A 25,445-nucleotide genomic window follows, 5' to 3' on the forward strand; every position below is an offset into this window, starting at 1 on the left:
GAAGTGGCCATTGTGATCTTCTCAATTGGAAGAATCATCATGGCAAAACAGAACGCATTGCAAAGGGTACCACGAGAAAGATTGTATTGGCGATCGGCCAGCGATCGGCCGGAGAGCCCAAAGTCATGTGGTAAGAAAAGCCCGACTTTCTCCGGACAATCGCAGGCTCTGGAGATTCTCCCGATGCCGGTGAAGGCCCTCCGGCCAGATCCTCGGAATGCGCGCAAGCACAGTGCCAAACAGATCGCCCAGCTCGGTAGGAGCATCGAGGCCTTTGGTTTCAACGTCCCCATTCTCATCGACGGCAATCACAACGTCATCGCCGGCCACGCCCGTCTGCTCGCCTGTCAACGGCTCGGCTGGCAGACTGTACCCACGATCTCCCTCAGACATCTTTCGGAGGCCCAGATCCGCGCCTTCATGATCGCGGACAACCGCCTGGCGGAGATCGCCGAGTGGGATGACCATATCCTGGCGACTGAGCTCCGCGATCTCTCTTTGCTCGATCTGGAGTTTGATCTCGACGTGATCGGGTTCGACATGGGCGAGATCGATATTCGGATCGGACAATTGTCGCAGGTGGAGCCTGAGCCGGATCCAGCCGATGCGCTACCCGAGGCCGGTCCCGCGGTGAGCCGGCCGGGCGATCTCTGGCTGCTTGGCGGCCATCGCCTCTACTGCGGTAGTGCTCTTGAGAAGGCCTCTTTCGAGCGGTTGATGGGGGGTGAGAGGGCGGGTCTCGTGTTCATCGACCCGCCCTACAATGTTCCCATCGACGGACATGCCACGGGCCTTGGCAAGACGCGGCACCGGGAATTCGCCATGGCCGCCGGCGAGATGTCGGAAGCGCAATTTACCGCCTTCCTTTCAAGGGCTTTCTGTCTCCTCGCAGCAGCCAGCCGGTCCGGCTCTCTTCACTACATCTGTATGGACTGGCGCCACATCGGCGAGCTGCATAAAGCTGGCACAGATGTCTATGCCGCACTCCTCAACATGTGCGTCTGGGTCAAGGATAATGCCGGGATGGGCTCCTTCTATCGCAGCCAGCACGAGCTGATCTCCGTGTTCAAGAAGGGCAAAGAAAAACACCACAACAACGTCCAGCTCGGCAAGTACGGGCGCAACCGGACCAATGTCTGGAATTACCCAGGAGCAAACACGCTCGCCAGAACGAGTCGCGAAGGCAGCCCCCTGGCCGTGCATCCCACGGTCAAGCCAACCGCCCTCGTCGCTGATGCCATTCTGGACGGCTCGCGGCGCAACGACATCGTGCTGGACAGCTTTCTCGGCAGCGGGACGACCCTGGTGGCCGCCGAAAGAGTCGGCCGCCGGTGTTTTGGCATGGAGCTCGATCCCCTCTACGTGGATACGGCTATTCGACGCTGGCAAGCCTTGACCAAGGGTGAAGTGAAGTTGGAATCAACCGGAAGAACTTATCAGCAAACTGCGAAGGAGCGAAACAATGGCGAACAATGATGACGACGACATGCGACGTCCGATCAAGCGAGAACGGCTGAACGACCCAGAGGAGCCCAACGAGAATCTACCTGACTCTTGTGAGGTGGGTTACTGCAAACCGCCAAAGCACAGCCAGTTCAAGAAGGGACAGTCGGGCAATCCAAAGGGCCGGCCAAAAAAATCCAGAAATGCCAAGACTATCCTGACTGAAACCTTTGATGAACTTGTCGAGATCAAAACCAATGGCAAGGCCAAGAAGCTCACCGTGAGAGAAATCATGTACCGCGCGCAAGCAGGTAAGGCCGCCCGCGGGGACACGAAGGCGTTTCAAGTACTAGAGGCATTCGCTGTGGAGTGCGGAGTTGGGATCGAACCCGCAACAGAGAATGGCAAGTCAGGCGTTCGGATCTTCATCCCGCACAACTTCCGCGACGAGCCGGTAGGCCCAGTTTACCGGGAAGACCCGACCAAGCCACATGAGGAGTGGGAGGTGATCCCGAACTTCAAGAACCCGAAGAAGGAAGACTAGGTTCATAGGCTGGCCCGCAGTCGTGAGTTTGGGGCCAAAGATGGTAGACGCCTGGTGATTGTCGGGAGGTTGCTTGGTGTCTGGTTGCCACGCCGCTTCAACAGTCCAGCAGGCCCCGGTCGATCAGGGAAGCGTTTTCCTTGGCTGTGCCGGGGTCTGCGGGGTTGCTGGTGCCGCCAGATTGCTTGCCGATCCGATTGCCGTGTCATTGGCACTGTAGTTGACCAGCGTACCGGTCGGGTCGAACTCAAACCAGACCATGCTGGTCTCGACATCGGCGCCGCCGACCAGGGGGCCAATCAGCGGGATGAAGGATTCCGGTCGCGCCTGATAGGCGGTGGAATTCTAGATGAGCATCTGGCTGCCATCGGCGTGCTCTGCCCCTGACCTGAGCCCCTAGACCTCCTCCATTTTTGGGTAGAATCCGTCCCTGAAGAAGGAGACGGACGATGAAGCGATCGCGGTTCACGGAAGAACAGATCATCAGCATCCTGCGAGAGCAGGAAGCAGGGGTGGCAACGGCGAACGTCTGCCGGAAGCACGGCATCTCGACTGCCACTTTCTATAAGTGGAAGTCCAAGTATGGCGGGCTGGATGTCTCGGAGGCCCGGCGCCTGAAGGTGCTGGAAGACGAGAACGCCAAGCTGAAGAAGCTGCTGGCCGAGGCGATGCTGGACAACGCCATGTTGAAGGATCTCACAACAAAAAAATTCTGACGCCCGCCGCAAGGCGTGAAGCGGTGGCCCATCTCTGTCGGAGCTACGAGGTGAGCCAGCGTCGGGCGTGTTCGGTGATCGGAACCGACCGTAGTTCGATCCGCTATCGGTCGTCACGGCCCGACGATGCGGCGCTGCGGACCAGGCTGCGGGAGTTGGCGGCGGTGCGGCGCCGCTTCGGTTATCGACGCCTGCTGGTGCTGCTGCGGCGGGAGGGAATCCAGATGAACCACAAGAAGCTGCGGCGGCTCTATGCCGAGGAGCGGTTGCAGGTGCGCCGCCGGGGCGGCCGCAAGCGCGCCCTGGGGACATGGGCGCCCTTGGCCGTCCCGCAGGGACCGAACCAGCGCTGGTCGCTGGATTTCGTGAGCGATGCCTTCACCGACGGGCGGCGCTTTCGCATCCTGACGGTAGTCGATGACTTCACGCGGGAATGCCTCACCCTGGTCGCCGATACCTCGCTCTCCGGGGCACGGGTGACGCGGGAACTGGAGGCGGTCATGGCCGGGCGCGGGCGACCATTGACCTGCGTCTCCGACAACGTCCTATATTGGGATGCAAGAGGGAAATTCAGTCAGCAAATCCCATCGTCCGGCATGCCGGACGTTCGTAATTTGTAGGTATTCACCAAGTGGCTTCCACCGTTGCAGATAAAGCTCTCTGCCATAGCAAACATAGGGTCCATCGGTCTCGTCGATGCCGCGGCCCTGACCGTCCTTAAAACGAGATACCCAATCCAGGTGGAAGGCCCGAACATTATCTACAGGGTCGCCGGAGCGCCCTCACGGCCACTACAGAGAGGGGTCCTTCCACCTGGCATCGCCCCCACATAGAAGGGACGATAGTCGGCACCGTTCTTGATGACCGCATGTACGACGCGCGCCATCTTGGCGGTGATTGCAGTTACCGCCTTGCGGCGGTGATCGGGGTCATCGGGCATTCGCTGCATATAGCGGCCGAACTTATCCCGAAAGCTGTTGTCCTTCTGGCGGATTGCCACCTGTGCCGCCATCCACAAGGCCCGCCTGAGCCTGGCGTTGCCGAACTTCGACAGCTTGGTACGGCCTCGGAAGGTACCGGATTGATGGGTCGCCAGATCGAGACCACAGAACTTCAGGAACTGGCGATGATGGCTGAAGCGGCGCAGGTCACCGGCCTCGGCGAATATTGTCAGTGCATGGATAGGGCCAATGCCAGGAATTTGTCGGAGGAGCTGATAATCCCGGTCGCCGGCGAGCCTATCGTGCGCCAATCGCTCGATCTGATCGCGCTGCCGGATGAGGCCTCGGGCCTCTGCGAGCACCATCCGGAGCATGGTGATGGCAGCGGAATCGAGCGGGACCGGCAAGGCGACGGAGGAACAGGCGGTCTCGTAGATATCATTGATAAGGCGGGCTTTTGACACCTTCTTGCCAACCACGCCCCAGGCCGCCTTGAGAAAAGCGTCTCGCTCTAGCGCTGTGATACTGGCTGGCGTCGGGAACTGTTCAAGGAAGGCCAGGAACCAGTCGCTGCGCGTATTGCCCCGGAACCGTTCGATCTCGGGAAAATACAGTGGCAAGTAGTGATTGAGCAGCCTGTGCCAGATCTCCGTCTTTGCCTTTGAGATCATCTCATGAGTCTTTGAGAGTTCCTGCAGGTCATTGATTCCGGTGCCCAAGGGATCGCAATAGCGTTGCGTGGCGCCGATCCTCAGCATGTGCAGGATGACCTGCGCATCCTTGGGGTCGTTCTTGTCCCAACCGTTATGCAAGGCCTCCCGGGTGCGCGCCAGAGCGACCGAAGATACCAGGCGTAGCTCGAAGCCTGCCTGTAGCAGGCGATAAGCCAAGGCCCTGTGATAGTTCCCTGTTGCCTCGAAGCCGATCACAACCGGACATCCCAGATCGCCGAGGATAGCGACGAAGCGGTCATGTTCAACACGGCTATTGAGAACGGTCAGCCGTCGACGCCTGCCCATTCCCGGGGCCTCGATCAATACCTCATGGCGATGCTTTGAAACGTCAATTGCTACCAATGCCGCCCTGTCAGGCGTAGACTTCTGCTTGGTCATGGTTGGTCCATCTCCAAAGTGTTGTCGTTGACAACGGCACTTTAGAGATTTGCTGGCTGACCATGACCGCCTGGTTCAGGCGCCGGTCGCTACGCTCTCTACGCCTGAACCAGGCAAGAGCGCTTCCCCCCAAAGTTCACTTCCCAATGTGCTACGGCACGGAGCTGACCTCCATGGCGATCCTCAAATGGTCGCAGGAGACGGGGATAGACTGGCATTACATCGCGCCGGGTAAACCGACCCAGAATGCCTTCATCGAAAGCTTCAACGGGCGGCTCAGGGACGAACTGCTGAACGAAGTGCTGTTCACCTCGCTCGCTCAAGCCAGGCAGGCCCTGCGGGCCTGGAAGGACGACTACAACACGGTCCGGCCGCACAGTGCGATCGGCAACATTCCACCAGCCCTCTACGCCGCCATCAGCGCCCCGGAGAAGCAACGGGCTGGGACGCCTGCGCTGGTTGAGGGCTCCGCGCCCCACCCCGTTGCCCAACAACCCGAACTGGGTTCAAATGTGGAACGGATTCTCCTTCCGAATGGATGAGCCATGGGGCTCACGTCAGGTCGACATTAGATGCAATCCGATCTTGGACGACGCAGGCAATCCGAAAGGCTTTCTGGCGATTGAGTTAGATATTTCGAATGAGCAAAAGGCTTTATCGAATGCCGAGAAAGCAAGAGAAGAGGCAATTGTAGCCAGGGATGCCGCGCGAGCGGCGTCCCGAGCCAAGGATGCCTTTTTAGCGAGCATGAGTCATGAGCTGCGGACGCCGTTAAATGCCATCATTGGATTTGCCGAGCTTCTTATGAGCGGTATCGCCGGTGAAATTGAAAGCGATCAGCAGCGGCAATACATCTCTGATATGCACAGAAGCGGCAAACATCTCTTATCTTTGATCAACGAAATACTCGACTATTCTCGGGTTGAAGCGGGCAAGAGCGACCTCAATCCAGAGAATGTGAATGTGTGCGACACGATCAAAAATGTGCTTGAAATCATGCACCCTCTAATGGCCGCGAGAAAGGTGGTTTATGAATTTCACAGCCAATCAAATAGAGAAGTTGCTCGTGTCGATGAAAAAGCATTGCGGCAGATTTTGATAAATTTGATCGGCAACGCGATTAAATTTTCTCGAGATGGTGGAAAGATCCAAATCGACGTGCGAGATGACGAGGGAAAGATCGTCTTCGAAGTGCTAGACCATGGAATTGGAATCAGCAAGCTTGATATAGCGAAGCTCGGGCAGCCATTCGTTCAAGTGTCGAGCCCATATCTAAGAGGTAAAGAAGGCAGTGGATTTGGTTTGGCAATCGTCACTTCTCTTCTCAAGCAAATGAATGGGCAAATTGAGTTTGGAAGCGAGAAGGGGTCTTGGACCAAGGTAATCGTAAAATTGCCGGCAGCGCTTGAGGAACGGGAAACGTTGGAATATGGCCGCGATAGAAACTGACCTGATGGGATGGACGACCCCCGCACCGGCATCGAGGTGCCATAGTGGCATGAGGTGCCATGGCCACTAACAGGGGAGCCGCCAAGGAAACCGCGTCCAGCCGGCCTTTGCTTTCGAGTGTTCCTGCGCGAATCTTAATACTCGCCCTCGCATATTTCACCACGGGCAGGCTGTCTCTGCTCATGCCGCTGGTGGGCAACAACATCTCAGACATCTGGCTGCCGGCCGGCATCGCGGTTGCAGGGATTCAGCGCTGGGGCTGGCGCTGTTTCCCGGGCGTCCTGTTTGGCTCCTTCTTACTAAACATTTCCAATGAAAACGGATGGGTGGTGTCTTTCGCTATCTCCATCGGCGCCACCCTCAGCACGCTTGTCACCGTCCATCTACTGCGCGGGACGCAAATCGTCCAATCCCTGACAGTTGGCGGCGACCTGCTGCAGCTTTCCGCGCGCTTATCCGCCGGTACCTCCATTTCCGCCATCGTCGGCACGTTATCCCTGTACCTGGGTGGCATTGTGCCAGCGGATGCAATGATCAGCGCTGGACTGAAATGGTGGCTGGGCGACCTTCTTGGCATGCTTGTGATGGCCCCGTTCCTGCTTACCGTAAACGTGCCGGCAGTTCGGGCCATCAAAAGCCGAAGTGTTGAAACCTTTTCATATCTTGGCGTTCTCGGCCTCGTCACGTTCATCACCTTCTTTGCAAATAGCAGCAACCCCATTGCTTTTCTGCCCATACCCATCTTGGTCTGGGCCGCGCTCCGCCTCAGCCCGATGCTGATGTCTGGCGGCGCACTCACCTTGAACGTGGCCGCCCTGGTCGCAACGGCAAGCGGAAAAGGCCCTTTCGGGCATGCCGGGCAATGGACGGAACTAATACTGTCACTCTTCCTGGTCGAGACGACCGCTATTGGATGGCTAACCACCGCAGTCGTTGCCAAAGGTGACCGGGCCCAGAGCCGCTTTAATGAGGTTTACCGCCTGCCGCTCATCGGCATAGCGATCACTTCGCCGCAGCGGATTTTCCTCGATGTCAACGACGCCTTAGCAAAGATGCTGGGTTACATCCAAGCAGACCTCATCGGCAAGTCGTGGACCGACATCACCCATCCCCAAGACGTTGCCGAAAACAACCGGCTGCTAGAGGAAATGGTTGCGAGAAAATCAGTTGGCTACCGGATGGAAAAGCGGTTCATCCGCGCCGATGGATCAGTGATGCATGCCGACGTTTCGGCCCGTTCGGTCCCAAGCGCAAGCGGTGAGATCGATCACCTGGTGAAGGTGGTGCAGGACATCACCGAGCGCAAGGCGGCCGAAATCGCGTTAAGGCGGTCAAACGAGTTCCTGTCGGCGCTGCGCGAACTGACCAACGAGATGCTTGCAAGACGCGAACTGCAGCCCCTGCTCTAACTGGTCGTCGAGCGCATGTGCACACTTTGGAACGCACCGCATTGCGACCTTATGCTATTCGAGGGCGACGACCTCGTGACCAGGGCCTGCACAAGTAATTCCGGCATCAGGGTCGGCGACGTCGCGACAAGAGGGGTTGCAAAACTCGCCTGGCAGGCGATCGATGACGGAAAGCCCGTGGTCATCGACGATTATTCCTCATGGCCGAACCGCAGGTCCGACCTCGCAGATGTTCCGTTCAAAAGCGTCGCGGCGTTCCCCATTATGCAGCAAGGGCGCTGTCTCGGCGTCTTCATGCTGGGCCGACTTGCGGCGGACCAGCCGTTCACCGGGCAGGAACTCGCGCAATGCCATATGCTCTCGGAAACCCTCGTGCTGGTCCTTGCAGATGCGCGGCAGTCCGAGGAGCTGGCCTCCACCGCAGGCTTGCTGGAGCGCACCAGCCTCATCTCCAGGGTCGGGGGCTGGGAACTAAATCTCTCGACACTGCAGTCAATCTGGTCCGACGAAACGTTCCGCATTTACGAGCTTCCGCCGCCGGTGGCACCTGCGACCGAAGCGGCACTGGGCTTCTTCGCACCAGATGCCCAGCCGGTGGCCCGGGCCGCAGCGGAGACCTGCATAGACCATGGCACGCCATGGGACCTTGAACTTCCACTCGTGACCGCGAAGGGGCGCCGCCTGTGGGTACGTTACCAGGGCCAGGCCGAAATGCGCGACGGCAAGGCTGTACGGCTGTTCGGCATCGTGCAGGATATTACGGAGCGGAAAACTGCCGAGCAGGCACTGATAGCAAGCGAAGCCCGGCTTTCTTCCATTCTCGACACTGCCATGGTGGGAATCATCACGGTCAATGAAGAGTTCAAGGTCACCGTGTTCAACGCGGAAGCCGAGGCGATCCTGGGTTATCGCGCCAGCGAGATCCTGGGCCAGCCGATCGACCGGCTGATCCCTCTGCCGAATCGCGCCGACCATGGGCACAAGATGCGGGCTTTTGCTGAGGGCGAGCGATCTCGCCAAAAGATGTCGAACTGGCGCAAGGTCAACGGCCTGCATCGCAGCGGTACCCTCGTCCCCCTGATGGCTGGCATCTCGAAGGTCAGGGTCGGCGACAGTCTTTCCATGACAGTCATTTTCCGCGATATGAGCGAAGTCCTAGAGGCCGAAGCCGGGCTCCGAAAGCTTGCCGAAGAAAGGGAAATCCAGTTAAAGAAGGCGGAAACTGCCAATCGGGCCAAGTCTCAGTTCCTAGCCACCATGAGCCATGAGCTGCGAACACCGCTCAACGCCATTATCGGATTTGCATCGCTGATCGAGAACGAGACTCTTGGGCCGGTTGGCAACGAGAAGTACCGCGAATACATCCATGACGTACATGAAAGCGGCCGGCACCTACTTTCTCTCATCAACGACATCCTTGACCTGTCGCGCATCGAGGCAAGCAGGTACGACTTCGAGATTGTGCCAGTTGACACGACCGTGGCGATGCGCGAGGCGGCAACCCTTATGGAGGCGATCGCCGCTCAGAAAGCCATCAGTTTGGAAATCCAGGAAGGAAGCAGCGGCAGCATGGTCCTCGGCGACCGCCGCGCTATCCATCAAATCCTTACCAACCTGATCGGCAACGCCATAAAATTCACTCACAAGGGGGGCAAGGTCCGGGTTGAAGTGCAACGGGACGGTGGCTGGTTGGCACTCGTCGTCAGCGACAATGGAAGGGGCATACCGGCGGACCGCATCGCTGACTTTGGGCAACCCTTCGTCCAGGTGCAGGGAGCTCATTCTCGTGACCAAGGCGGCTCGGGCCTCGGACTTGCGATCTGCAAGGGTCTAGCGAGGGGCATGGACGGCAACATCAAGATCGACAGCGAAATGGGCAAGGGAACAAGGGTTCACCTTATACTTCCAGTCGCAGCCAACTCGACCAACTGAAGGTCTTTCGTATGTCGCCAACCGTATTTCAGTACGCTCGGGCAGATATCGGCTATGGGTAACCCTTCCTCGCCCTGCTTCAGAATGAACGCTTTCTGCGCGTCCGTGAAACGCGATGCCTTCATGTCTTCCACTCCTCCCAGCCTGGGAATAGGCAGCGGAAAACTCTACCTCAAAACGATCCAGTTTGCCGGGGGCAGAGCAGTGCCGGTTTGCGGTGGCGAGATCATCACCACGCCCAAGGAGATGATCGAGCGCTTAAATGCTGACGTCTATGAGTTCGTGCAGCCGGACGCTTCAGTGATGGGAGGGATTTCAGCCGTTATGGATGTTTTTGCGGCGGCCGGGAAGAAGGGCGTCGATGTGGTGGTTCATGCTTGGGGCGGTGCCGCCGCCATCATGGCGAGCTATCATGCGGCCTTTGCCGGCGGCGGCAAGCTGGTGGAATATCCGATGCTGGCCTTTCCACTGGGGACGGAGATGATCGGCGATCAGGGGCGGATCGAGGGCGGCCGTCTGTTGCGGCCGACGGCGCCAGGTATAGGCATCACGCTGACGTCGGAGATGGAGGCGCGCTATCCCTTTGATGAACAAGCAGTCAATTCCTGCGTCCTTCACGATTGGGGCCCGCCGCCGGATTCTTATTGGACCCGGCCGTGACACATCTTGTGGTGCGACGTAGTGAGATCAGTTCAGACCATGTCATTTCAGGTTTTGCAGAAGCCTTGCGTCAATTGGCTACTTCCTTGTGCCTTTTCCCTGCAGTTCCTAAAAAATTCCCTGTTCGAGCGAATAGGGAAATTTGCACTAACCATCTGCTACTCAGCCAATAAATTGGCTATTAGGAGGATCTAGGGGTCCGATTTTGGTACTATTCCCTGTTTCTTCCCTGAAAAGCAGGGTATCGGGCCAGAGGCTGGTTCGCTGCGGACTGCCACCACAGCCAAAAACCCACCTAACTCATTGATTCTTTGAGTGTAAATCAGCGTGTCTGACGCCAGTCGGCGCTTGACTCAGCGAACCTCATTCCGAGTTATCTGAGTGGGCGGCGACAGGTTAAGCAAGGGCGGCGGAGGTGCGTGCGAGCCACAAGGTGCCATTGTGTTTCAATTCGTCCACATGGCTCGCCCATCGCAGCCCAATCCTGTGCTGATCGACGCCCGTATTGCGCTCTTGGTTGCAGTTGTGCCCGCTGGCGAACAGTTCCCAGCCGAAAATTGAAAATTCGAGGCCCGGCTCCTGGAGCCGTCGAGTAGATGGGCGACGCGCATTCCGGACAGAATTGCTGGTGACTCGTTGCGCCGCCCGAAGTCACTTTGACATAAGTCTTAGGGCTGCCCCCCGTGCCGAGACTTCGCACTCGAGCTTTACCTTTTCCACGCGCGCGAGGCGACGGGAGGGGCTCAGATCAATGGCCTCGTGCTGCCAGCGCTGACGCCCTAGATGCCGATGAAGGGCTGCATCAAACGACCTATCCAGTTGCCAAAGCGCAGGGGCGCATCGGTCACCGCGAGGCAGACGCAGATGTCTTCGCTGCCGGCAATGGGGCGGTGAGAGACACTGCCGTCGGCCATTTCAAGGTCACCACGCCGGAACTCCTCGCCACCAGCCGAATAGCTGCCGCGCAGCACGATGGTAATCTCGTTGCCGGCATGACTGTGCTCAAATACCGATCGGCCGGGAGCGATGCGCAGTAGGCGGGCAGTGGCAGCGCCATCCGTAATGAGCGGCATGTGATGGATGCCGGGACCAAGCGTACGCCATCTTGCGACAGCAAGATCACCGCCCACGTAATACTGCAGCGGCAGCGGGAGGATCGAGGCACCAGCAGTGGGCGCGGCAGACCGCTGCGGCACCGAGATGGCCGTGACCTCGGACCGTGCCTCCCGAATCATGCCAAGCGTACCGGCGAGAGCATCCGGCTTCAGTGTGTCGGCCGAATTCTCATCCATCAATGCGCCACCCAGCGCCTCGAAATCATCGCAAACCGCGCGGCAGGCGGGGCAAAGGGTCAGGTGCGTCACTATTGCAAGCGAGTTAGCTTCGTCGAGCGATCCGGCCGCATAGAGCGCGAGCAGGTCTTCCCCGGGATGATGTGTGATCATGACTCAGGCTCTCCTAGGGCCTTGCGAAAGCGTTGGAAGGCAAGCCGCATGCGCGACTTCACTGTGCCGAGTGGAATGCCCAGTTGTTCGGCAATCACGGCATGAGGCTTGTCCTCGAAGAAGGATAGGTGAACGATGCGCGCCTGTTCGGCGGGCAGGGTTGCCAGGGCTGAAAGCACGGCAGCGGCTTGTTGGCTACGATCCATTTCCCGCTCCGGCGACTCAGGCTCGTCCGGAACGAGGGAGGGGTCGTTCATCAGCACTTCAGGGCGGCGCTGGCGCCGCAAAGCATCAATCCGCAGATTGCGTGCAATAGAGAATATCCACGTCGAGGCGCCAGCCCGCTCGGCATCGAACAAGTGTATTTTGCGCCAAACCATGGCCATTGATTCCTGAGCCAGTTCCTCGGCCTGATCTTCCGGCGCTCCCAGCTTGCGCATGTATGATTTCAGGCGTGGTGCGAAGAAATGGAACAATTCGGCGAACACCGTTTCGTCCTGGTCTTCTTTCAACCGAACAAGCAGGGCTGTCATCCGTTCGGAATCAAGGCTGCGCGCGGCCGCCATCGTCGAGGGTCGGTTAGCTTCAGTCACACTTGAATCCGGCCGCTGGTCGTTTGATCTGCATGCCTTGACACTAGTCTGAGCATGAATTGCCTGCACGACATTCCTTCCCATGAACAATGTGGGGCGGTTTGCCTTGCCAAGATAGCCAAATGCGCCGGGTACGGCGGTGCCTGCCAGAATAGTCATACCCCTTAGTACGCGTCATCTGGGGGTTTGGATCTTCTGCAGCGATAGCCGGCGAGCGGGGTGATCTGTCCAGCGTCCGCCGCCGTAGGAAATCAAAAAATCCCATCCAGCCAGTTAGTTCGTGGAGAGCGACTTGGCGCCCAATTGGACGAGCTCGCAATGACCCCGAACGATCAGGCTAATGTTCCCATACCCACAAACCCTGGGGCGACGACGCCGGATTGCCCCGGTTGGCCGGGCCGCTTACGGATAGCTGTGATTGGAAGTGGTATCGCCGGCATGAGCGCCGCGTGGTCTCTGGCGGCGAGGCATGATGTTGCCCTGTTCGAACGGGACTGCCGGCCGGGCGGTCACAGCAACACGATCGATATAGCCCTGCCAGAGGGCAGGGTCCCGGTTGATACTGGCTTCATTGTTTACAATGAACGGACATATCCCAATCTGACTGCCCTGTTTGCTCATCTTGGAGTGCGGACTCGGGAGACGGAAATGTCCTTCGCCGCTTCCCTCGGCGATGGCGCCTTCGAATATTCGGGCTCCAGCTTAGGTGGTCTGTTTGCTCAGAGGCGCAATCTCATGCGCCCGCGCATGTGGCGAATGCTGGCCGATACAATGCGTTTCTATCGCGAGGCACGCGGTGCTGCTGCTGTCGGTGCCGATGATCTGACATTGGGAGACTATCTGAAGCGAGCCGGCTTTGGTGAGGCCTTTGTCCGCGACCATCTGCTGCCAATGGGTGGAGCGATCTGGTCAAGTTCGATCGATCAGATGCGGGATCATCCGCTGCGCGCCTTTGTTCGGTTCTGCGACAATCATGGCCTGATGCAACTGAGCGATCGTCCAAAATGGCGCACTGTCGTGGGCGGCAGTCGGGCCTATGTGCAGCGTCTGCTGGCGGATCGGCCGCTGGATCTGGCGCTGTCGGCTAAGCTTGCGCGGGTCGAACGCGGCCATCGGGGACCCATATTGGTGATGGAGGACGGAACTCGGCGTAACTTTGATGCCGTGGTCTTGGGAACGCATTCTGACCAAGCGCTGGCTCTGTTGGATATGCCGACCGGAGATGAAAAGGCACTGCTCGGGGCGCTGCGCTATCAACCCAATCGGGCCGTGGTCCATTGTGACGAGAGTTTGATGCCGAAGCGACGGGCCGCTTGGTCGAGTTGGAATGTCATCGGTGGGCCGGAGAATGATGGTGCGCTGATCTGCGTTACCTACTGGATGAATCGATTGCAGCATCTGCCAACCAAACAGCAGGTTTTTGTGACACTCAATCCGAACCGACCGATTGCTGCTGACAAGACACTTGCCAGCTTCAACTATGCCCATCCGATCTTCGACTGCGCCGCGTTGCGCGCCCAGGAGGCTCTCTGGCGCCTGCAGGGTGTTGGAGGTGTGTGGTTTTGTGGTGCCTATTTCGGCGCTGGCTTTCACGAGGATGGGCTGCAATCCGGCCTTGCCGTGGCAGAGGCTCTGGGCAATGTGAGCAGGCCCTGGCAGGTCGCCGGCCAGTCCGGCCGGATAGCGGCCATCGCTGAGACGCAGCCGCTGCGGGTGCCACCAACGGCGATTCCGGTGCCGGCGGAGTAAGCAAATGCAAGGTGCCATAAAATCAGCGATCTACCGCGGCTCAGTCATGCATCGTCGCCTGAGACCGAAAGAGCATTACCTGCGCTATCGCATCTTTTACCTGTTGATAGATCTCGACGAACTGCAGAGCCTCAGGCGCTTGCGCCTGCTGGGGATCGAACGTCGTGCCATCATGGCGTTCCGTGCCAGCGATCACGGCGATGGCAGCGGCAATCTCAAGGGCTGGGTCAGCGGGCAGATTGCCAAGGCGGGGTTGCAGTTCACGCTGGGGCGCGTGCAAGTGCTCACTCTACCAAGGATATTCGGCTTTGTGTTCAATCCGATCTCGGTGTTTTACTGCTACGATGGCAAGGGTGCCCTCCGTGCGACAGTCTACGAGGTGAACAACACTTTCGGTGAGCGACATAGCTATGTCTTGCCAGCTATCGGCAATGACCGGGTCGTGCGCCAGAAATGTGCGAAGGCACTCTTTGTCTCCCCCTTCAATGACATGTCCGGCGGCTATCGTTTCTCGCTGCTGCCGCCGGCTGCGCAAGTGGCTCTATGCATTGATCAATTCGATGCCGGTGGCTCGCTACTGCGTGCCGCGTTCACCGGGCAGCGGGTCGAGCTGAGCGACACCGCACTGCTAAAATTGCTTTTTGTCTATCCATTCCTGACGATTCAGGTCATCGCCGGAATTCATTGGGAAGCTCTTAAACTGTGGTGGAAAAGGGTTCCTTTGCAGCTTGAGAAGCGCCCGAGAAGCTCCAACGCTGCTTTGGGGGAACCGGCTCAGCCCGTTGTGACTCGCCTCGCAGCATTGGAGGGAAAGAACGCGCGCACATGATGACGAGCAGGGCGGGCGAATTCTGGCCGAGCATCTTATTGCTCAGCTTTTGCATCGGTTCGATTGACGTCGTGCATGTGAAGATGGGTTGATGATGCAAGTGGGCCGGCTGCAGCATTGTCTCTACGGTCTGCCGGCTCTAGCCTTGATGGTACCAACACTGCCGGCGCATGTGCTGGTACCGACCTTCTACGCACAGGAATTAGGGCTGGGGCTGGCGGCAACCGGGGCTGCCATATTCTTCGCGCGGACGTTTGACGTATTGACTGATCCCCTGGTCGGCCAAGCCAGCGACCGGGCTGGCCGGCGCAAGCCTTTCATTGCAGTGGGTGCCATACTGGCGGCGATCGCGCTGGTTGCTGTGTTCGATCCACCGACGAATGCCGGTGTCATCTATCTCGGCGTCTGGTGCGCAATTCTCTATGCGGCTTGGTCGCTGGTTATGGTGCCCTATACGGCCTGGGGCGCCGAACTAACGGTGGACTATACCGAGCGCACCAGTATCACGTCCTGGCGTGAAGGGTTCGGTCTGGTCGGCATCGCCATAGCGGCCAGCTTGCCGGCACTGCTGCAGCAGGGCGGGCGATCCTTGTCCGATGCCATGATGATGACCGCGCTGGTGGCCATTGGCCTGGGCGTACCGTCCCTGATCCTCCTACTGCGCTTTGTTCCAGAAGGTCGCCGCCATTCGTCGGCACGGGTGATCGGGTGGTACGAAGCCTGGACAGTGATAGGCCGCAACGCACCGTTCCGCCGCTTGCTGGTTGCCTGGTTCATCAATGGCGTCGCCAATGGACTGCCGGCAGGCCTGTTTCCCTTATTCACTACCATCGTTCTCGGTGCAGAGGTCAGGCAAATGGGGATCATCCTGCTGATCTATTTCGCGGCAGCCCTGCTCAGCTTGCCGGTCTGGCTGAAGCTGCAATCCCGTGTGGACAAACACCGCCTCTGGTGCGGGGCCATGGTAGCGGCCATCCTCGCTTTTCTGGTGGTGCCTCTGCTGTCGGTCGGGGCGATTCCGGCCTTTACTGTGATTTGCATCGTTACAGGCTTCGCCCTCGGCGCCGATCTCGCCCTGCCGCCGGCTCTGCAGGCGGATGTGGTCGATCTCGATCGCTTGCGGCAGGGTGGCGAGCGAGCTGGGTTGTTCTTCGCGCTTTCCAGCATGTCGGCGAAGCTCGCGGCGGCGATTGCGGTCGGTATCGCCTTTCCAATATTGGATCTTTTTGGCCTCGACCTGTCGGCGGCGGTGCCGGGAGCGGATTCGGCGACGATGGCGCTTGCAGTGATCTACGCGTGGATCCCCTGCGTATGTAAGGCCATAGCGGTGTTGGTGATGTGGCGCTATCCACTCGACCGGACAACGCACACTGAGATCGTTCGGGTTCTGAACATTTAAACGAAGAGATCGGCTGGACGAGCATGCGCCGGGTAAACGACTTGGCTTCCAGATTTAGTGCCTTGCGGCTAGGGCTGACCGTGATCTTCGCTGGGCTGGTCGGCGGGTGCAACAACATGAAGATTGACGAGTTTGCGGCAGTGCAGCCAACTTTGAAGATCGAGGAGTATTTCCTCGGCAACCTCAGGGCGTGGGGCATGTTCCACGACCGCTTCGGCAACCTCCGCCGGCAGTTTGTGGTCGACATCAAAGGGACCATTGAGGGAGAAGAACTGGTCCTGCGCGAAGACTTTGTCTATAACGACGGTGAAACGCAGCAGCGGGTCTGGCGCATCCGAGCGTTGGGGGACGGCCGCTATGAAGGGCGAGCTGACGATGTCGTCGGCGTTGCTGCAGGTAGAGCAAAGGGCAATGCCCTCAACTGGACCTACAAGATGGATCTCAAGGTCGGCGACGGCAGTTGGCGCGTGTCGTTCGACGATTGGATGTTCCTGCAATCTGACGGGATGATGCTGAACCATGCGACGGTCAGTCGGTGGGGCTTCGACTTCGGCGTGGTGACGATTGCCTTCCGCAAGCTGCCCGACGCAAACCAGGCTGCATCAACTCTTCAACCTCAGCCTCATTCGCAGGCGGCGGAGTAAGCAGCCGATCAATGGAAAGTGCTCGAACAGGCCGGTTGCGAGATCCCAGTGATCTTCGTGAGACGCAACCAAACCAGAGTCGTCGAAGCGAACGTCGCTCATACCTGTGACTGACCAGTTTCGCAGGTTTAACCTTCTGATCGTGCCTGCATAGCGCCATTTCACGAAGGCGCGGCTCTGATCGACCCAGGCAATCCCGTCTATGCGAACGTCACTGTCGGCCACAGTATGGTGGCTATCGGCAAAGAGCAGTTTAAGGCCGGCGCGACCGTGTACTTCCTGGATCGGATCGCGAAAGATGACATTCTCAGCAGTGAATTTGTCAAGCTGGTCAAGATCGCGGTTGGGCGACGGGTCCATCCAGAGGGCTAGGTAATGTTGCAGCGTTTTCGCGGCATCGTTCTGCATGCCAGTTTCCCCTCTGTCAAAGCATGCGCCGCGTCAGGGCGAAATAGAGTCGATACGGGAGCAGGCGCGCCGCCTTCAGCAGCATGACGAATGGCCAGGGAAAGGCAATTTCGAATACATCCCGCCTAAGCCCAGCCAAGATGTGGCTTGCCGCCCTCTCGGGTGAGATCAGGAATGGCATGGGAAATTGGTTCCCGGCGGTCATTGGCGTTTCGACGAACCCGGGATTGACGACCTGTATGATGACGCCGTCTACCGCAGCGCCAGGCCGTAGGCTTTCAGCCAAATTGATGAGGGCTGCCTTGGTCGGTCCATAGGCAGCTGCTTTCGGCAATCCGCGATAGCCGGCCACCGAGGCAATGAGGACGATACGCCCCTTGCGGCGGCGCCTCATCCTGGCCAGAAGTGGCGCTAGGCAATGCACAGTGCCCATTACATTGGTCTCGATGTGATCGCGAAAACCGGCAGAATCGAAATCTGCGGCGTCCATCGCCTGATATCGAGCGGCATTGAGTATCGCAATGTCGACGGGACCATGTCGCATCTCGATCGCATCTAAGACCGCATCTACTCCAACCGCATCGGTCACATCAAGTATGGCGGGAAAGATGCTTGCGTGATCTCGGCTGGTCTCCTCCAGCGCGTCCTCCCGCCGGCCACTGACCGTGACCAGCATCCCTTCGGCTGCCGCAGCGCGTGCGACCGACCTTCCAATGCCGCTGCCGCCCCCGGTGATCCAGAGATGGGTCTTGCTCACGGTCGATCGCTGGCCAAGGAAGTCATATCGGCGCGACAGTTGCGACAGCGATATTCGATGGTCGAACCGTCCCGCGCCAGGAAGCGCATGCCAAGCCAGCGGCCAACTTCGTCGTACCATGTCTCTAGCTGGATATCGCCAACAATACGGTATCGCGCTGCCGCAGTTATGCCGGTGGCCAAGGGCACATAGGCGGTACCGAGCGGCTCGGCATCGATCCGATTGACGGCACCAGTGATGGTATTGAGTTGTTCCTCTCCGGCAATGAAACGCTGCCACCAATGCTCGGACAGAGGGAGGACGGGTGCAATGGGAGTTTTGCCCGACGGGCCATCGACGACCAGGCTGTCATCCATCGGTATCACGCGCACCACGCTGCGCTCGCCGTTGTCATCCGTCGTCGCCTCAAGATTCAGCAGCTCGCCGTTCCGCCAGCGTGACCTAGCCACATAGGAAAAGTTGTATGCTGTCACGAACAGCAGGCGAACCTCGATATCCGAGCGGCTTTGCACGGCCATGATATCGCCGGTCCGCGTAAAGCTGATGCGATGCGATCCGACCAACTCACCGTCGCGTAAGATATCGTAAGTTGCCGCAGGACCATAGACTCCCAACGGATCGAAACCAGCGTCGGCGCGGAGTGCGGAATCCTCAACAGCGAGGGCGCCCCGGCTGAACCAGGCAACGAACAGGACAGCCAGCACAATGATATGTTGCATCTGCTCCTCCCTCTTTGGTTACGTCGAGGGGGGCGTTGCAGATCATACCCGCCGAAAAATCCGACCGACTGGGAAAGCCCGGCACGGTGTTCTTGCGCCTCGTCCTCGACTGGCCCGCCCCATCTTCTGGAAGGCAGGCCGCCTTTTGATGGCTCGAAGAAAAAGATACGTAGTTGAAATGGCTTAGGCTGGAATTTGCCTGACAGTACTAGCCCCCACCCAAATTTCTCTTATGTGCGCTTCGCAGAGTGACGGCCAGCCAACGCGTCGCTGGTTCGTGCGTTGGCTGACGGGCATTGCTTAGGATTGCGGTCTGTAACCCTCGATCTTCTCCTTCAACTCCATGAACTCGTCGCAATCGCCGCAGGCTTTCTCGAGAACGGCGAGGCGAGCCTTGGCCATCTCCGGCTGTTTGGTCTCGAGATAGAGTTCCCCGAGATACTCGTTGGCACCGAGATGCATCGGATTGAGGGCGAGTGCCTTGTTGTAAAAGACAAGCGCATCGGCGAGCTTGCCGGTCTTGCGCATCGAGAAGCCGATCAGATTGAGGACGTCCGGATTGTCGGGCGATTCCTGATCGAGTTTCTCGAGGGCCGGCAGCGCATTCTCATATTCGCCCGCATCGACCAGGCGACGCAGATCTTCGAAAGTCTGGTTGCCGGCACTCCCGGGCGTTTCATCGGTATCAGCAGCCAATGCGCCGAGTGGCGGCAACGAGAGCGAGAAGAGCAGGAAGGCGGCGAGGCGCAGTTTTATCGATTTCGACATGATCGTGACCATTTCATCTCTGTTTCAGGTGGTGGGGTATTCTTTGAGCGAGAGCGTATCGGCGGACGCGCCGATCTGACGCCAGCCGATGCCGTGATCGGCGGCGGCCGGATCCCAGGGCAACGGCGCCTTCTTCGGCTGGCTGCCGGGTGCCGGCAGCGGATACATCGCGGAGCGCGCGGAGATATGGGCGACGTTTCCGGTCATATGGTGGTTTTCCTGATGGACATGCCCATAGAACACCGTCGCCGCCTGGAAAGGTTTGAGTAGTTCGACGGCTTCCGGGCCATCCTTCGTGAACCAATCCCAATCTGCTTTGAGATCGAAAAGCGGCCGATGCGTGAAGAGAACGACCGGTTGCGTCGGCGGCAGTGCGGCGAGCTCGCGCCTCAGCCAAGTGAGCTGCTCGATGCCGATGATGCCGTCGGGATCGGAGACATTGTCGATGGTCGCGAAATAGACGCCCTTGTGTGTAAAGCTTTGATGCGTTTCGCCGAAGAACTCCTTGAAGGCGGCACCGCGATCCATATCGGCATCGTGCTCACCCGGCAGGAAGTACAGTTTCGGGACTTTAATCCCGCTGACGATTTCCTTGAATTCGGCCATGCGTCTGCGTCGAATGGCAGCATCCTTGGTCTTGTGCGTCAGGTCGCCGGTGAAGACGACGAAATCGGGGGCGGGGCTGACGCCGTTGATGGCCTCTACCGATTTCGCCAAAGTGGCGCGCGGATCAGGGTTAACCGTTGGATCGTCGAAACCCCAATGGGTGTCGCTGATCTGGACGAAGTAGAAATCGTCGTCGGCATGGGCCGCCGACAGGAAACGGTCCGGCACCAGGCGGGAGGCAAACACCACCCCGCCGATGGCCGCGAGTTTGAGGGCGTCGCGTCGTGATAGTTGGGCTTTCATGGCAATCTCTCCAAAATGGGTGACGACCAGGAGACCCTGGGGAAAGGCCGCTTATTCCCGAAATCTTTGCCGGGAATAAATGAGCGGCCAGCGGGGTATAGAGAGACGTGCCCGGCCTGGACCCAGCGGTCCCGCTTGTCGGAATGGGAGTGCTGATCTTGTCGGAACTTGACCGCCGCGCGCATTTCGAGCGACTGGCGATGCCGTTGCTGGATGACGCGGTCAATCTGGCGGTTTGGTTGACAGGCAACCGGACCGATGCGGAGGATATTGTGCAGGAGGCCATGTTGCGTGCCTTTAAGTATTTCGATCGCTTCACCGGGGAGCATTTCCGTCCCTGGCTGCTGGCGATCGTGCGCAACGCGGCGATGACTTGGTTGGCACGGAACCGCTCTACCCGCATGGTCTTCATGGCCGATGCCGAGGCAGCGGAAGCGGCTGCTCCCAGCGATACGGCGCGGGCCGAGAGCCCGGAACAGGAGATGCTGCGTCAGGACCTTGCAGCGGAGATCAACCGCGCCGTGGCGGATCTGCCGGTCGAGTTCCGGGAAGTGATCATCCTGCGGGAGATGCAGGATCTTTCCTATAAGGAGATAGCGGCGGTGATCGACGTGCCGATCGGGACGGTCATGTCGCGTCTTGCCAGGGCGCGCAAGATCTTGATGTCGGCTCTGCCGAGGTATGCGTCATGAGCGAGCGCAAGACAATCGGCTGCGAGGCGCGCGACGCCTATATCGACGGTGAGCTCAGCGTAATCGAAGCTGTCGCCTTCGATCAGCATGTTGCCGAATGCGCGGCTTGCCGGCAGGAATTGGAGCGCGGCTTGGAATTGCGCACCGATCTCCGCAGCCAACTGGCGCGGCATGGAGCGAGTTCCGATTTGCGCCTGCGCATTACGTCGCGCCTGCCGGTGCCTGTCTCGGCAAAGCCAGAGATCCGCCGGGCGCGGTCGGACCGGCGCCAGTGGCTGTCACTCGCGGCGGCCGCTTCGCTGGCGGCGATTCTCGCCAGCAGCGGTACTTTCTATGCCGTGCAGGAATCGCCCCAGGAAATGTGGGATCAGGCCGTGCTCGACTCCCACCTCAGGGCGACGCTGTCGGGCCATGTCTTCGATGTGGAATCGTCCGATCGCCATACCGTCAAGCCCTGGTTCAACGGCAAGACCGCTGTCGCGCCCGTCGTCGTCGATCTCGGCACCGCGGGCTATCCGCTCATCGGCGGCCGCCTCGAAATTCTCGAACGGTCGCCCTTGCCGGTGCTGGTCTATCGGGCGGGGCCTCATGTCATCAGTGTCGTCGTGCGGTCGGGCAACGGTTCCAGCGAGCCGGGCTTGCAGAGGATAGACGGGTTCAGCTTGCTGGATTGGCGGTCACATGGCTTTGCCTTCACCGCAGTGTCGGATGCCGATAGCAGCGAAATCATCGCTTTTCAGAAAGTCTTCGCCGCGGCCGTCGCGCAATTGCCATAACGGTGGGATTCGTCGCAATGCATCTAAACGAAGGCGACGAAGACACTCGTATAGAAATAGATCTGATCGCCGGAAATCTCACCATTCCCGAAGAAACCCGCCAGGGGAATGTCGCCTAGGGTGGCGCGAATGAGATCCACTTCTTCATTCTCGGCGGCGAACAGATTGGGGCCGCGCATGATGCAGCTGAAATACAATCCGCCCCGTACCGGCTTGTCCGTTCGGCGTTTGATGCCTTCCAGCATGCGCTGCAGATCGGCAATGGCATTGGAGGCATCCCGCCGGCAGAATAAAATGCTGTCGCCGGCCGAGATGTTGTAGCCGACCGTCACTGTTTTGTTTTCGATATCGAAGCCAGTGAAGTTGCGGACCAGATATTCACCATCCTCGCCGCCCATCAACTTGAAACCCGGAAACACCTGCCGGGTTATACGGTGCAGGTCGCGCGAAAGGAGTTCACCGATCTCCTCGCGCAACACGTCCGTTGCGGGGCGATCGTCGATCATCGTGATCACATTGCCATGTGCCGCTGTAATCCGGTGCATGGGCCCGATGGGCCGACATCCTTGCGTGAAGCCCGTCACCGTTGTGACCTCCGGCCCGAACATTGCGCCGGAGATACCGCCCTCTGTGACCTCGTCGGCGACCTGCAGCGGTCGTTTCCGCGCCGACGTCACGCCGCCCACCACGAAGTGGGAGTTCTTGCTGCTTATGCTGGCGACGATGCCGCCCAGATCATGGCCGCGCGGGTCGCCATGCACAACGCTGAGCGCAGGTCGATTTTCGTTCAGCCAGGCCCCTGTCTTCGGATCGAAGCCCTGTGTCGGCTCGGCCAGCGGGGAAAACACTTGGAAGCTGCCATCGGGGAGCGTCGCGAGCATGACAGAGACCGCCGGCCGTTCGAAGATTTCGGCGCCGGGGCTGCAGATGCCCAACCCGACACTGCCAACCCAGTGCTGGACGCCTGTTCGCTCCTTCAACGCTTTCAGGATCTTGCCGAGGTCGTCGGCGAGTGCATCGGTGACATAGACAAATCCGAGGCTCGCATTCTTAGGCAGCGGAGTGAGGCGCGCGACGCAGGACTTAACGAGCTCCTGCCAAGTGCCGTCGGCAGCATGAGCCGCAACGAAAGCCCTTTCCGTCGCCCCGCTCACCGGCGGTCTCCATCGTCAGCGGCTGACACCTGATCGCGGCACGCAGGTCCATAGAGGCGGCGTAATGGGCCCGCAGAGTTCGCCATATCCATCGGCCACAGGAGGACGCCGCATTCAGTAGAGGGCGAAAATTTGTGGGATACCATATCGATACTGCGCTCTGACGATTTGCTGGCGTTGACTGATACTGGCGTAGATTGCGGGCTCAGGTTCTTGAACTCGTTCGACAGAAATGACGGCCCAACAGGGCACGCTGAATTTAGCCAAAGCTGCCATCGACCGCATGCGAATGATAGAAAAATGAGTTAACATCGGCGCGTATTTTATTAATGGCCGTGCTGAAGATCATAAAAAACATCTATCGATAGCAATATCCGCTATCAAGCGAGGCACGAGTCGATCGTGACCAGCTGGCAGGCTCCATTTTCAGCGGGCCTCGGCGGCTGCCCAGGCATCCAACTTAACTATAATTGGTGCGTGAGACGATGGTAGGCGCCGGCAATCTGACAGTCGGCCCAACTCATTTCCCGGGCAGTCTCGCCCAGGCAGGCCGTCGCGATCGGCGCCCCAAAATCCGGCCTATTTGGCCTTACGCCGCTTCAACCCAGTCGCCTCTTCGGGCATAGCGGACTGGTTGGCCATGGATTTCGATGCCCAGCCGCCATGCAGGCGCTTATATGCTTCAAGGGCTGGCCAGCTATGGTCGACACAAAGACGCAGCAATTCGCGGCGATTTCCCTTCCGCAAGGCCTCTAGGATCTGACTGTGTTCCTGGCGCGCCCGATCCAGCAATTCCGGGATCGCCATCGCATAGCAGCGGATGGCAAGCGTCATCGTCCAGATTTGCTCGATAAGATCTGACAAGCACTTGTTATTGCTGGCGCCATAGATGACCCGATGAAACTCGATCGTATCGGCACTGACCTGTTCCAGGTCGACGCGGTCGATCGCCGCGCAATAACTGCGGTGAATGCCTTCAAGAATGCGCAAGGTTACCGGTTCGAGCGGAAGCGGAATGCGCTTCACTGCCTCGGCCTGAAGCAAGGCACCGACCTCAAAAAACTGCTCAACTTCCTCGACCGAAAAATCGCGAACGATGACGCCTTTGTTGGGGCGGCGCGTGACGAGACCGATCCGTTCCAGTTCGGTGAAGGCGGCACGAATCTGGTGCCGGTTGGCGCCGAACTTGGTCGCCAACTCATCCTCGACCAGCCTTTCCCGCGGGCGCAGGCGCCCGAACATGATTTCCTGCTTAATCTGGCCGACGACCTCTTCAGGCACTTTGACGTCCAAGATAATTTCCTTTCGTACATCCGCATGCGCTTATGGCCAGCGGGCGGCCTGGCGTGTCGGGGCAAAATGAGCCGATCGAAGCTAGCGCGACGCGGGGAGAATCCGACAGTTCATTCAAAGCATTGCATATAATCGGTCTTAGCCGAAGGATTTTCGACTGTCGACATTTTTGTTCCAACTTCATCGGCATAATTGTTGACAATTTTGTTGCCACATGGAACCGTCGCACAATAAAAAGATCGAATTGGGAAGGACCTCGGCTCGAATGAGGGACGAACACAGACGCGCGAACGGCACGACACTACGGTGCCGCGTGGAAGGCCCCTCCTCGGCGCAAGCGATCCTATTCAGCCACACCTTGGCCGCCGACCTGTCGATGTGGGACGAGCAGGCTGCGTATTTTGCGCGACACTATCGGGTCATTCGATACGACTGTCGCGGCCATGGACAGAGCGGCACGACGGCGCCACCCTTCAGCCTCTCCTTGCTGGTCGAAGACGTGCGTAGCTTGCTGGACGCACTGGGCGTCGAACAGGTGCACTTTGTCGGCCTCTCTCTTGGCGGGATGGTGGGGCAGATCTTCGCCGCGCGCTATCCGCAACGGCTCCTCTCGTTGGCGCTCTGCGATACATCGGCGCGGATGGACATCGACGTTTGGGAAGATCGGATTGCTCTAGCCAGACATGACGGCTTGGCCAAATTGGCAGACCCGACGATTGAGCGATGGTTTACGGAATCGTTCAGGGAGAAGAACAAGGCTCGCGTCAATCAAGCCCGGCAGATGATCTTAGCAACGTCCGTCGAAGGATATATCGGGGCGTCATCAGCCATTCGTGACATGGATAACACGACCGTACTATCACGCATCGCCACGCCGACGCTGGTGATCGTCGGAAGGAACGACCGTTCGACGCCGCCGAGCGATGCCGAGGTCATTTGTTCGAAGATTGCCGGCTCGAGCTTGGTCGTCATTGAAGATGCCGCCCATCTGTCGAACATCGAGCAAGCAGAAGACTTCAACAATGCGCTGGAAAGCTTCCTGCAGCGCCAAACATCTCGCGCCCTTGAGCAGCATTCATAATTTAAGCAGCCGATCCACGTAGG

General features: G+C 58.9%; 25 protein-coding genes and 2 pseudogenes. 15 read left to right on the forward strand and 12 right to left on the reverse strand.

Annotated elements, in window-relative coordinates:
• Positions 1–183 precede the first annotated feature (183 nt).
• Together ACE3PP_RS06730 and ACE3PP_RS06735 are read left to right on the forward strand one after the other, a co-directional pair.
• The gene (locus ACE3PP_RS06730; protein ID WP_374379526.1) at positions 184–1,476 is read left to right on the forward strand and encodes a site-specific DNA-methyltransferase; all 1,293 of its coding nucleotides are present in this window, start codon (positions 184–186) and stop codon (positions 1,474–1,476) included.
• Positions 1,463–1,987, forward strand: coding sequence for a DUF5681 domain-containing protein (locus ACE3PP_RS06735; RefSeq protein ID WP_374379529.1), 525 nt, complete (start codon positions 1,463–1,465; stop codon positions 1,985–1,987). The genes ACE3PP_RS06730 and ACE3PP_RS06735 overlap by 14 nt, the downstream gene beginning before the upstream one ends.
• Positions 1,988–2,110: 123 nt before the next feature.
• Here ACE3PP_RS06735 and ACE3PP_RS06740 read toward each other — a convergent pair whose 3' ends face one another.
• Positions 2,111–2,248, reverse strand: coding sequence for a hypothetical protein (locus ACE3PP_RS06740; RefSeq protein ID WP_374379532.1), 138 nt, complete (start codon positions 2,246–2,248; stop codon positions 2,111–2,113).
• A 188-nt stretch (positions 2,249–2,436) separates the two neighbouring features.
• Between ACE3PP_RS06740 and ACE3PP_RS06745 the strand changes: the two are divergent.
• A pseudogene (locus ACE3PP_RS06745) lies at positions 2,437–3,245 on the forward strand (IS3 family transposase); the annotation flags it as partial.
• A 218-nt stretch (positions 3,246–3,463) separates the two neighbouring features.
• On the opposite strand, the gene ACE3PP_RS06750 reads toward ACE3PP_RS06745, so the two are convergent.
• Positions 3,464–4,756, reverse strand: a complete 1,293-nt coding sequence (locus tag ACE3PP_RS06750) for an IS110 family transposase (RefSeq protein ID WP_374379535.1) — start codon at positions 4,754–4,756, stop codon at positions 3,464–3,466.
• A gap of 155 nt (positions 4,757–4,911) precedes the next feature.
• Between ACE3PP_RS06750 and ACE3PP_RS06755 the strand changes: the two are divergent.
• The 5 genes and pseudogenes from ACE3PP_RS06755 to ACE3PP_RS06775 form a co-directional block, all read left to right on the forward strand.
• Positions 4,912–5,298, forward strand: a pseudogene (locus ACE3PP_RS06755) (transposase); the annotation flags it as partial.
• Positions 5,291–6,205: a sensor histidine kinase gene (locus ACE3PP_RS06760; protein WP_374379538.1), complete on the forward strand. Its 915-nt coding sequence runs from the start codon at positions 5,291–5,293 to the stop codon at positions 6,203–6,205. The pseudogene ACE3PP_RS06755 and the gene ACE3PP_RS06760, both read left to right, overlap by 8 nt.
• 59 nt (positions 6,206–6,264) lie before the next feature.
• Positions 6,265–7,614 (forward strand): MASE1 domain-containing protein, encoded by a 1,350-nt coding sequence (locus tag ACE3PP_RS06765; protein ID WP_374379541.1) that lies wholly within the window; start codon positions 6,265–6,267, stop codon positions 7,612–7,614.
• A gap of 15 nt (positions 7,615–7,629) precedes the next feature.
• Entirely contained in the window at positions 7,630–9,546 is a 1,917-nt protein-coding gene (locus tag ACE3PP_RS06770; RefSeq protein ID WP_374379544.1) for an ATP-binding protein, read from the forward strand.
• 123 nt (positions 9,547–9,669) lie between these two features.
• Positions 9,670–10,206, forward strand: a complete 537-nt coding sequence (locus tag ACE3PP_RS06775) for an enolase C-terminal domain-like protein (protein ID WP_374379547.1) — start codon at positions 9,670–9,672, stop codon at positions 10,204–10,206.
• Between the two features lie 373 nt (positions 10,207–10,579).
• Here ACE3PP_RS06775 and ACE3PP_RS06780 read toward each other — a convergent pair whose 3' ends face one another.
• From ACE3PP_RS06780 to ACE3PP_RS06790, 3 genes are all read right to left on the reverse strand, one after another.
• The gene (locus ACE3PP_RS06780) at positions 10,580–10,906 is read right to left on the reverse strand and encodes a GFA family protein (protein WP_374379550.1); all 327 of its coding nucleotides are present in this window, start codon (positions 10,904–10,906) and stop codon (positions 10,580–10,582) included.
• Positions 10,907–10,985: 79 nt separating this feature from the next.
• Complete coding sequence (locus ACE3PP_RS06785; RefSeq protein WP_374379553.1) at positions 10,986–11,651, reverse strand: ChrR family anti-sigma-E factor; 666 nt, start codon at positions 11,649–11,651, stop codon at positions 10,986–10,988.
• Positions 11,648–12,403, reverse strand: coding sequence for a sigma-70 family RNA polymerase sigma factor (locus tag ACE3PP_RS06790; protein WP_374379556.1), 756 nt, complete (start codon positions 12,401–12,403; stop codon positions 11,648–11,650). The genes ACE3PP_RS06785 and ACE3PP_RS06790 overlap by 4 nt, the downstream gene beginning before the upstream one ends.
• A 255-nt stretch (positions 12,404–12,658) precedes the next feature.
• Between ACE3PP_RS06790 and ACE3PP_RS06795 the strand changes: the two genes are divergently transcribed.
• The 4 genes from ACE3PP_RS06795 (at position 12,659) to ACE3PP_RS06810 (ending at position 16,865) form a co-directional block, all read left to right on the forward strand.
• Positions 12,659–13,993, forward strand: coding sequence for an NAD(P)/FAD-dependent oxidoreductase (locus ACE3PP_RS06795; protein ID WP_374379874.1), 1,335 nt, complete (start codon positions 12,659–12,661; stop codon positions 13,991–13,993).
• Positions 13,994–13,997: 4 nt separating this feature from the next.
• Complete coding sequence (locus ACE3PP_RS06800) at positions 13,998–14,822, forward strand: DUF1365 domain-containing protein (protein WP_374379559.1); 825 nt, start codon at positions 13,998–14,000, stop codon at positions 14,820–14,822.
• A gap of 91 nt (positions 14,823–14,913) precedes the next feature.
• Positions 14,914–16,221, forward strand: coding sequence for an MFS transporter (locus tag ACE3PP_RS06805; protein ID WP_374379561.1), 1,308 nt, complete (start codon positions 14,914–14,916; stop codon positions 16,219–16,221).
• A gap of 23 nt (positions 16,222–16,244) precedes the next feature.
• Entirely contained in the window at positions 16,245–16,865 is a 621-nt protein-coding gene (locus ACE3PP_RS06810; protein ID WP_374379564.1) for a DUF3833 domain-containing protein, read from the forward strand.
• Here ACE3PP_RS06810 and ACE3PP_RS06815 read toward each other — a convergent pair.
• The 5 genes from ACE3PP_RS06815 to ACE3PP_RS06835 form a co-directional block, all read right to left on the reverse strand.
• A complete protein-coding gene (locus ACE3PP_RS06815; RefSeq protein WP_374379567.1) occupies positions 16,824–17,273 on the reverse strand; it encodes a nuclear transport factor 2 family protein in 450 nt (149 codons plus the stop codon). The genes ACE3PP_RS06810 and ACE3PP_RS06815 overlap by 42 nt on opposite strands.
• Before the next feature lie 16 nt (positions 17,274–17,289).
• Positions 17,290–18,030 carry an SDR family NAD(P)-dependent oxidoreductase gene (locus ACE3PP_RS06820; RefSeq protein ID WP_374379570.1) on the reverse strand — a complete coding sequence of 247 codons (741 nt, stop codon included), beginning with the start codon at positions 18,028–18,030 and terminating at the stop codon, positions 17,290–17,292.
• A complete protein-coding gene (locus ACE3PP_RS06825; RefSeq protein WP_374379573.1) occupies positions 18,027–18,749 on the reverse strand; it encodes a DUF6134 family protein in 723 nt (240 codons plus the stop codon). Before ACE3PP_RS06825 ends, ACE3PP_RS06820 begins: the two co-directional genes overlap by 4 nt.
• A 300-nt stretch (positions 18,750–19,049) precedes the next feature.
• Entirely contained in the window at positions 19,050–19,517 is a 468-nt protein-coding gene (locus ACE3PP_RS06830; protein WP_374379575.1) for a tetratricopeptide repeat protein, read from the reverse strand.
• Between the two features lie 24 nt (positions 19,518–19,541).
• Positions 19,542–20,426 carry a metallophosphoesterase gene (locus tag ACE3PP_RS06835; protein WP_374379578.1) on the reverse strand — a complete coding sequence of 295 codons (885 nt, stop codon included), beginning with the start codon at positions 20,424–20,426 and terminating at the stop codon, positions 19,542–19,544.
• 158 nt (positions 20,427–20,584) lie between these two features.
• On the opposite strand from ACE3PP_RS06835, the gene ACE3PP_RS06840 reads away from it, so the two are divergent.
• Complete coding sequence (locus ACE3PP_RS06840; RefSeq protein WP_374379581.1) at positions 20,585–21,118, forward strand: sigma-70 family RNA polymerase sigma factor; 534 nt, start codon at positions 20,585–20,587, stop codon at positions 21,116–21,118.
• Complete coding sequence (locus ACE3PP_RS06845; RefSeq protein WP_374379583.1) at positions 21,115–21,894, forward strand: anti-sigma factor; 780 nt, start codon at positions 21,115–21,117, stop codon at positions 21,892–21,894. The genes ACE3PP_RS06840 and ACE3PP_RS06845 overlap by 4 nt, the downstream gene beginning before the upstream one ends.
• Positions 21,895–21,917: 23 nt before the next feature.
• On the opposite strand, the gene ACE3PP_RS06850 is transcribed toward ACE3PP_RS06845, so the two are convergent.
• Both ACE3PP_RS06850 and ACE3PP_RS06855 read right to left on the reverse strand, forming a co-directional pair.
• A complete protein-coding gene (locus tag ACE3PP_RS06850; RefSeq protein WP_374379586.1) occupies positions 21,918–23,048 on the reverse strand; it encodes an FIST N-terminal domain-containing protein in 1,131 nt (376 codons plus the stop codon).
• A 579-nt stretch (positions 23,049–23,627) separates the two neighbouring features.
• On the reverse strand, positions 23,628–24,341 hold the full coding sequence (locus tag ACE3PP_RS06855; protein ID WP_374379589.1) for a GntR family transcriptional regulator: 714 nt from the start codon (positions 24,339–24,341) through the stop codon (positions 23,628–23,630).
• 265 nt (positions 24,342–24,606) lie between these two features.
• Between ACE3PP_RS06855 and pcaD the strand changes: the two genes are divergently transcribed.
• Positions 24,607–25,422: a 3-oxoadipate enol-lactonase gene (pcaD, locus tag ACE3PP_RS06860; protein WP_374379592.1), complete on the forward strand. Its 816-nt coding sequence runs from the start codon at positions 24,607–24,609 to the stop codon at positions 25,420–25,422.
• Positions 25,423–25,445: the final 23 nt, after the last annotated feature.

The organism is Dongia sp., from assembly GCF_041910485.1.
In the GTDB taxonomy this organism is placed as follows: domain Bacteria; phylum Pseudomonadota; class Alphaproteobacteria; order Dongiales; family Dongiaceae; genus Dongia.

Excerpts from the sequence above, each read along its gene's own strand:
- ACE3PP_RS06770 (WP_374379544.1), top strand. The coding sequence starts at position 7,630 with ATGTGCACACTTTGGAACGCACCGCATTGCGACCTTATGCTATTCGAG.
- pcaD (WP_374379592.1), top strand. The coding sequence starts at position 24,607 with ATGAGGGACGAACACAGACGCGCGAACGGCACGACACTACGGTGCCGC.
- ACE3PP_RS06835 (WP_374379578.1), bottom strand. The coding sequence starts at position 20,426 with ATGAAAGCCCAACTATCACGACGCGACGCCCTCAAACTCGCGGCCATC.
- ACE3PP_RS06830 (WP_374379575.1), bottom strand. The coding sequence starts at position 19,517 with ATGTCGAAATCGATAAAACTGCGCCTCGCCGCCTTCCTGCTCTTCTCG.
- ACE3PP_RS06805 (WP_374379561.1), top strand. The coding sequence starts at position 14,914 with ATGATGCAAGTGGGCCGGCTGCAGCATTGTCTCTACGGTCTGCCGGCT.
- ACE3PP_RS06825 (WP_374379573.1), bottom strand. The coding sequence starts at position 18,749 with ATGCAACATATCATTGTGCTGGCTGTCCTGTTCGTTGCCTGGTTCAGC.
- ACE3PP_RS06800 (WP_374379559.1), top strand. The coding sequence starts at position 13,998 with ATGCAAGGTGCCATAAAATCAGCGATCTACCGCGGCTCAGTCATGCAT.
- ACE3PP_RS06815 (WP_374379567.1), bottom strand. The coding sequence starts at position 17,273 with ATGCAGAACGATGCCGCGAAAACGCTGCAACATTACCTAGCCCTCTGG.
- ACE3PP_RS06775 (WP_374379547.1), top strand. The coding sequence starts at position 9,670 with ATGTCTTCCACTCCTCCCAGCCTGGGAATAGGCAGCGGAAAACTCTAC.
- ACE3PP_RS06760 (WP_374379538.1), top strand. The coding sequence starts at position 5,291 with ATGGATGAGCCATGGGGCTCACGTCAGGTCGACATTAGATGCAATCCG.
- ACE3PP_RS06785 (WP_374379553.1), bottom strand. The coding sequence starts at position 11,651 with ATGATCACACATCATCCCGGGGAAGACCTGCTCGCGCTCTATGCGGCC.
- ACE3PP_RS06790 (WP_374379556.1), bottom strand. The coding sequence starts at position 12,403 with ATGACTATTCTGGCAGGCACCGCCGTACCCGGCGCATTTGGCTATCTT.
- ACE3PP_RS06765 (WP_374379541.1), top strand. The coding sequence starts at position 6,265 with ATGGCCACTAACAGGGGAGCCGCCAAGGAAACCGCGTCCAGCCGGCCT.
- ACE3PP_RS06750 (WP_374379535.1), bottom strand. The coding sequence starts at position 4,756 with ATGACCAAGCAGAAGTCTACGCCTGACAGGGCGGCATTGGTAGCAATT.
- ACE3PP_RS06735 (WP_374379529.1), top strand. The coding sequence starts at position 1,463 with ATGGCGAACAATGATGACGACGACATGCGACGTCCGATCAAGCGAGAA.
- ACE3PP_RS06845 (WP_374379583.1), top strand. The coding sequence starts at position 21,115 with ATGAGCGAGCGCAAGACAATCGGCTGCGAGGCGCGCGACGCCTATATC.
- ACE3PP_RS06730 (WP_374379526.1), top strand. The coding sequence starts at position 184 with ATGCCGGTGAAGGCCCTCCGGCCAGATCCTCGGAATGCGCGCAAGCAC.
- ACE3PP_RS06810 (WP_374379564.1), top strand. The coding sequence starts at position 16,245 with ATGCGCCGGGTAAACGACTTGGCTTCCAGATTTAGTGCCTTGCGGCTA.
- ACE3PP_RS06740 (WP_374379532.1), bottom strand. The coding sequence starts at position 2,248 with ATGGTCTGGTTTGAGTTCGACCCGACCGGTACGCTGGTCAACTACAGT.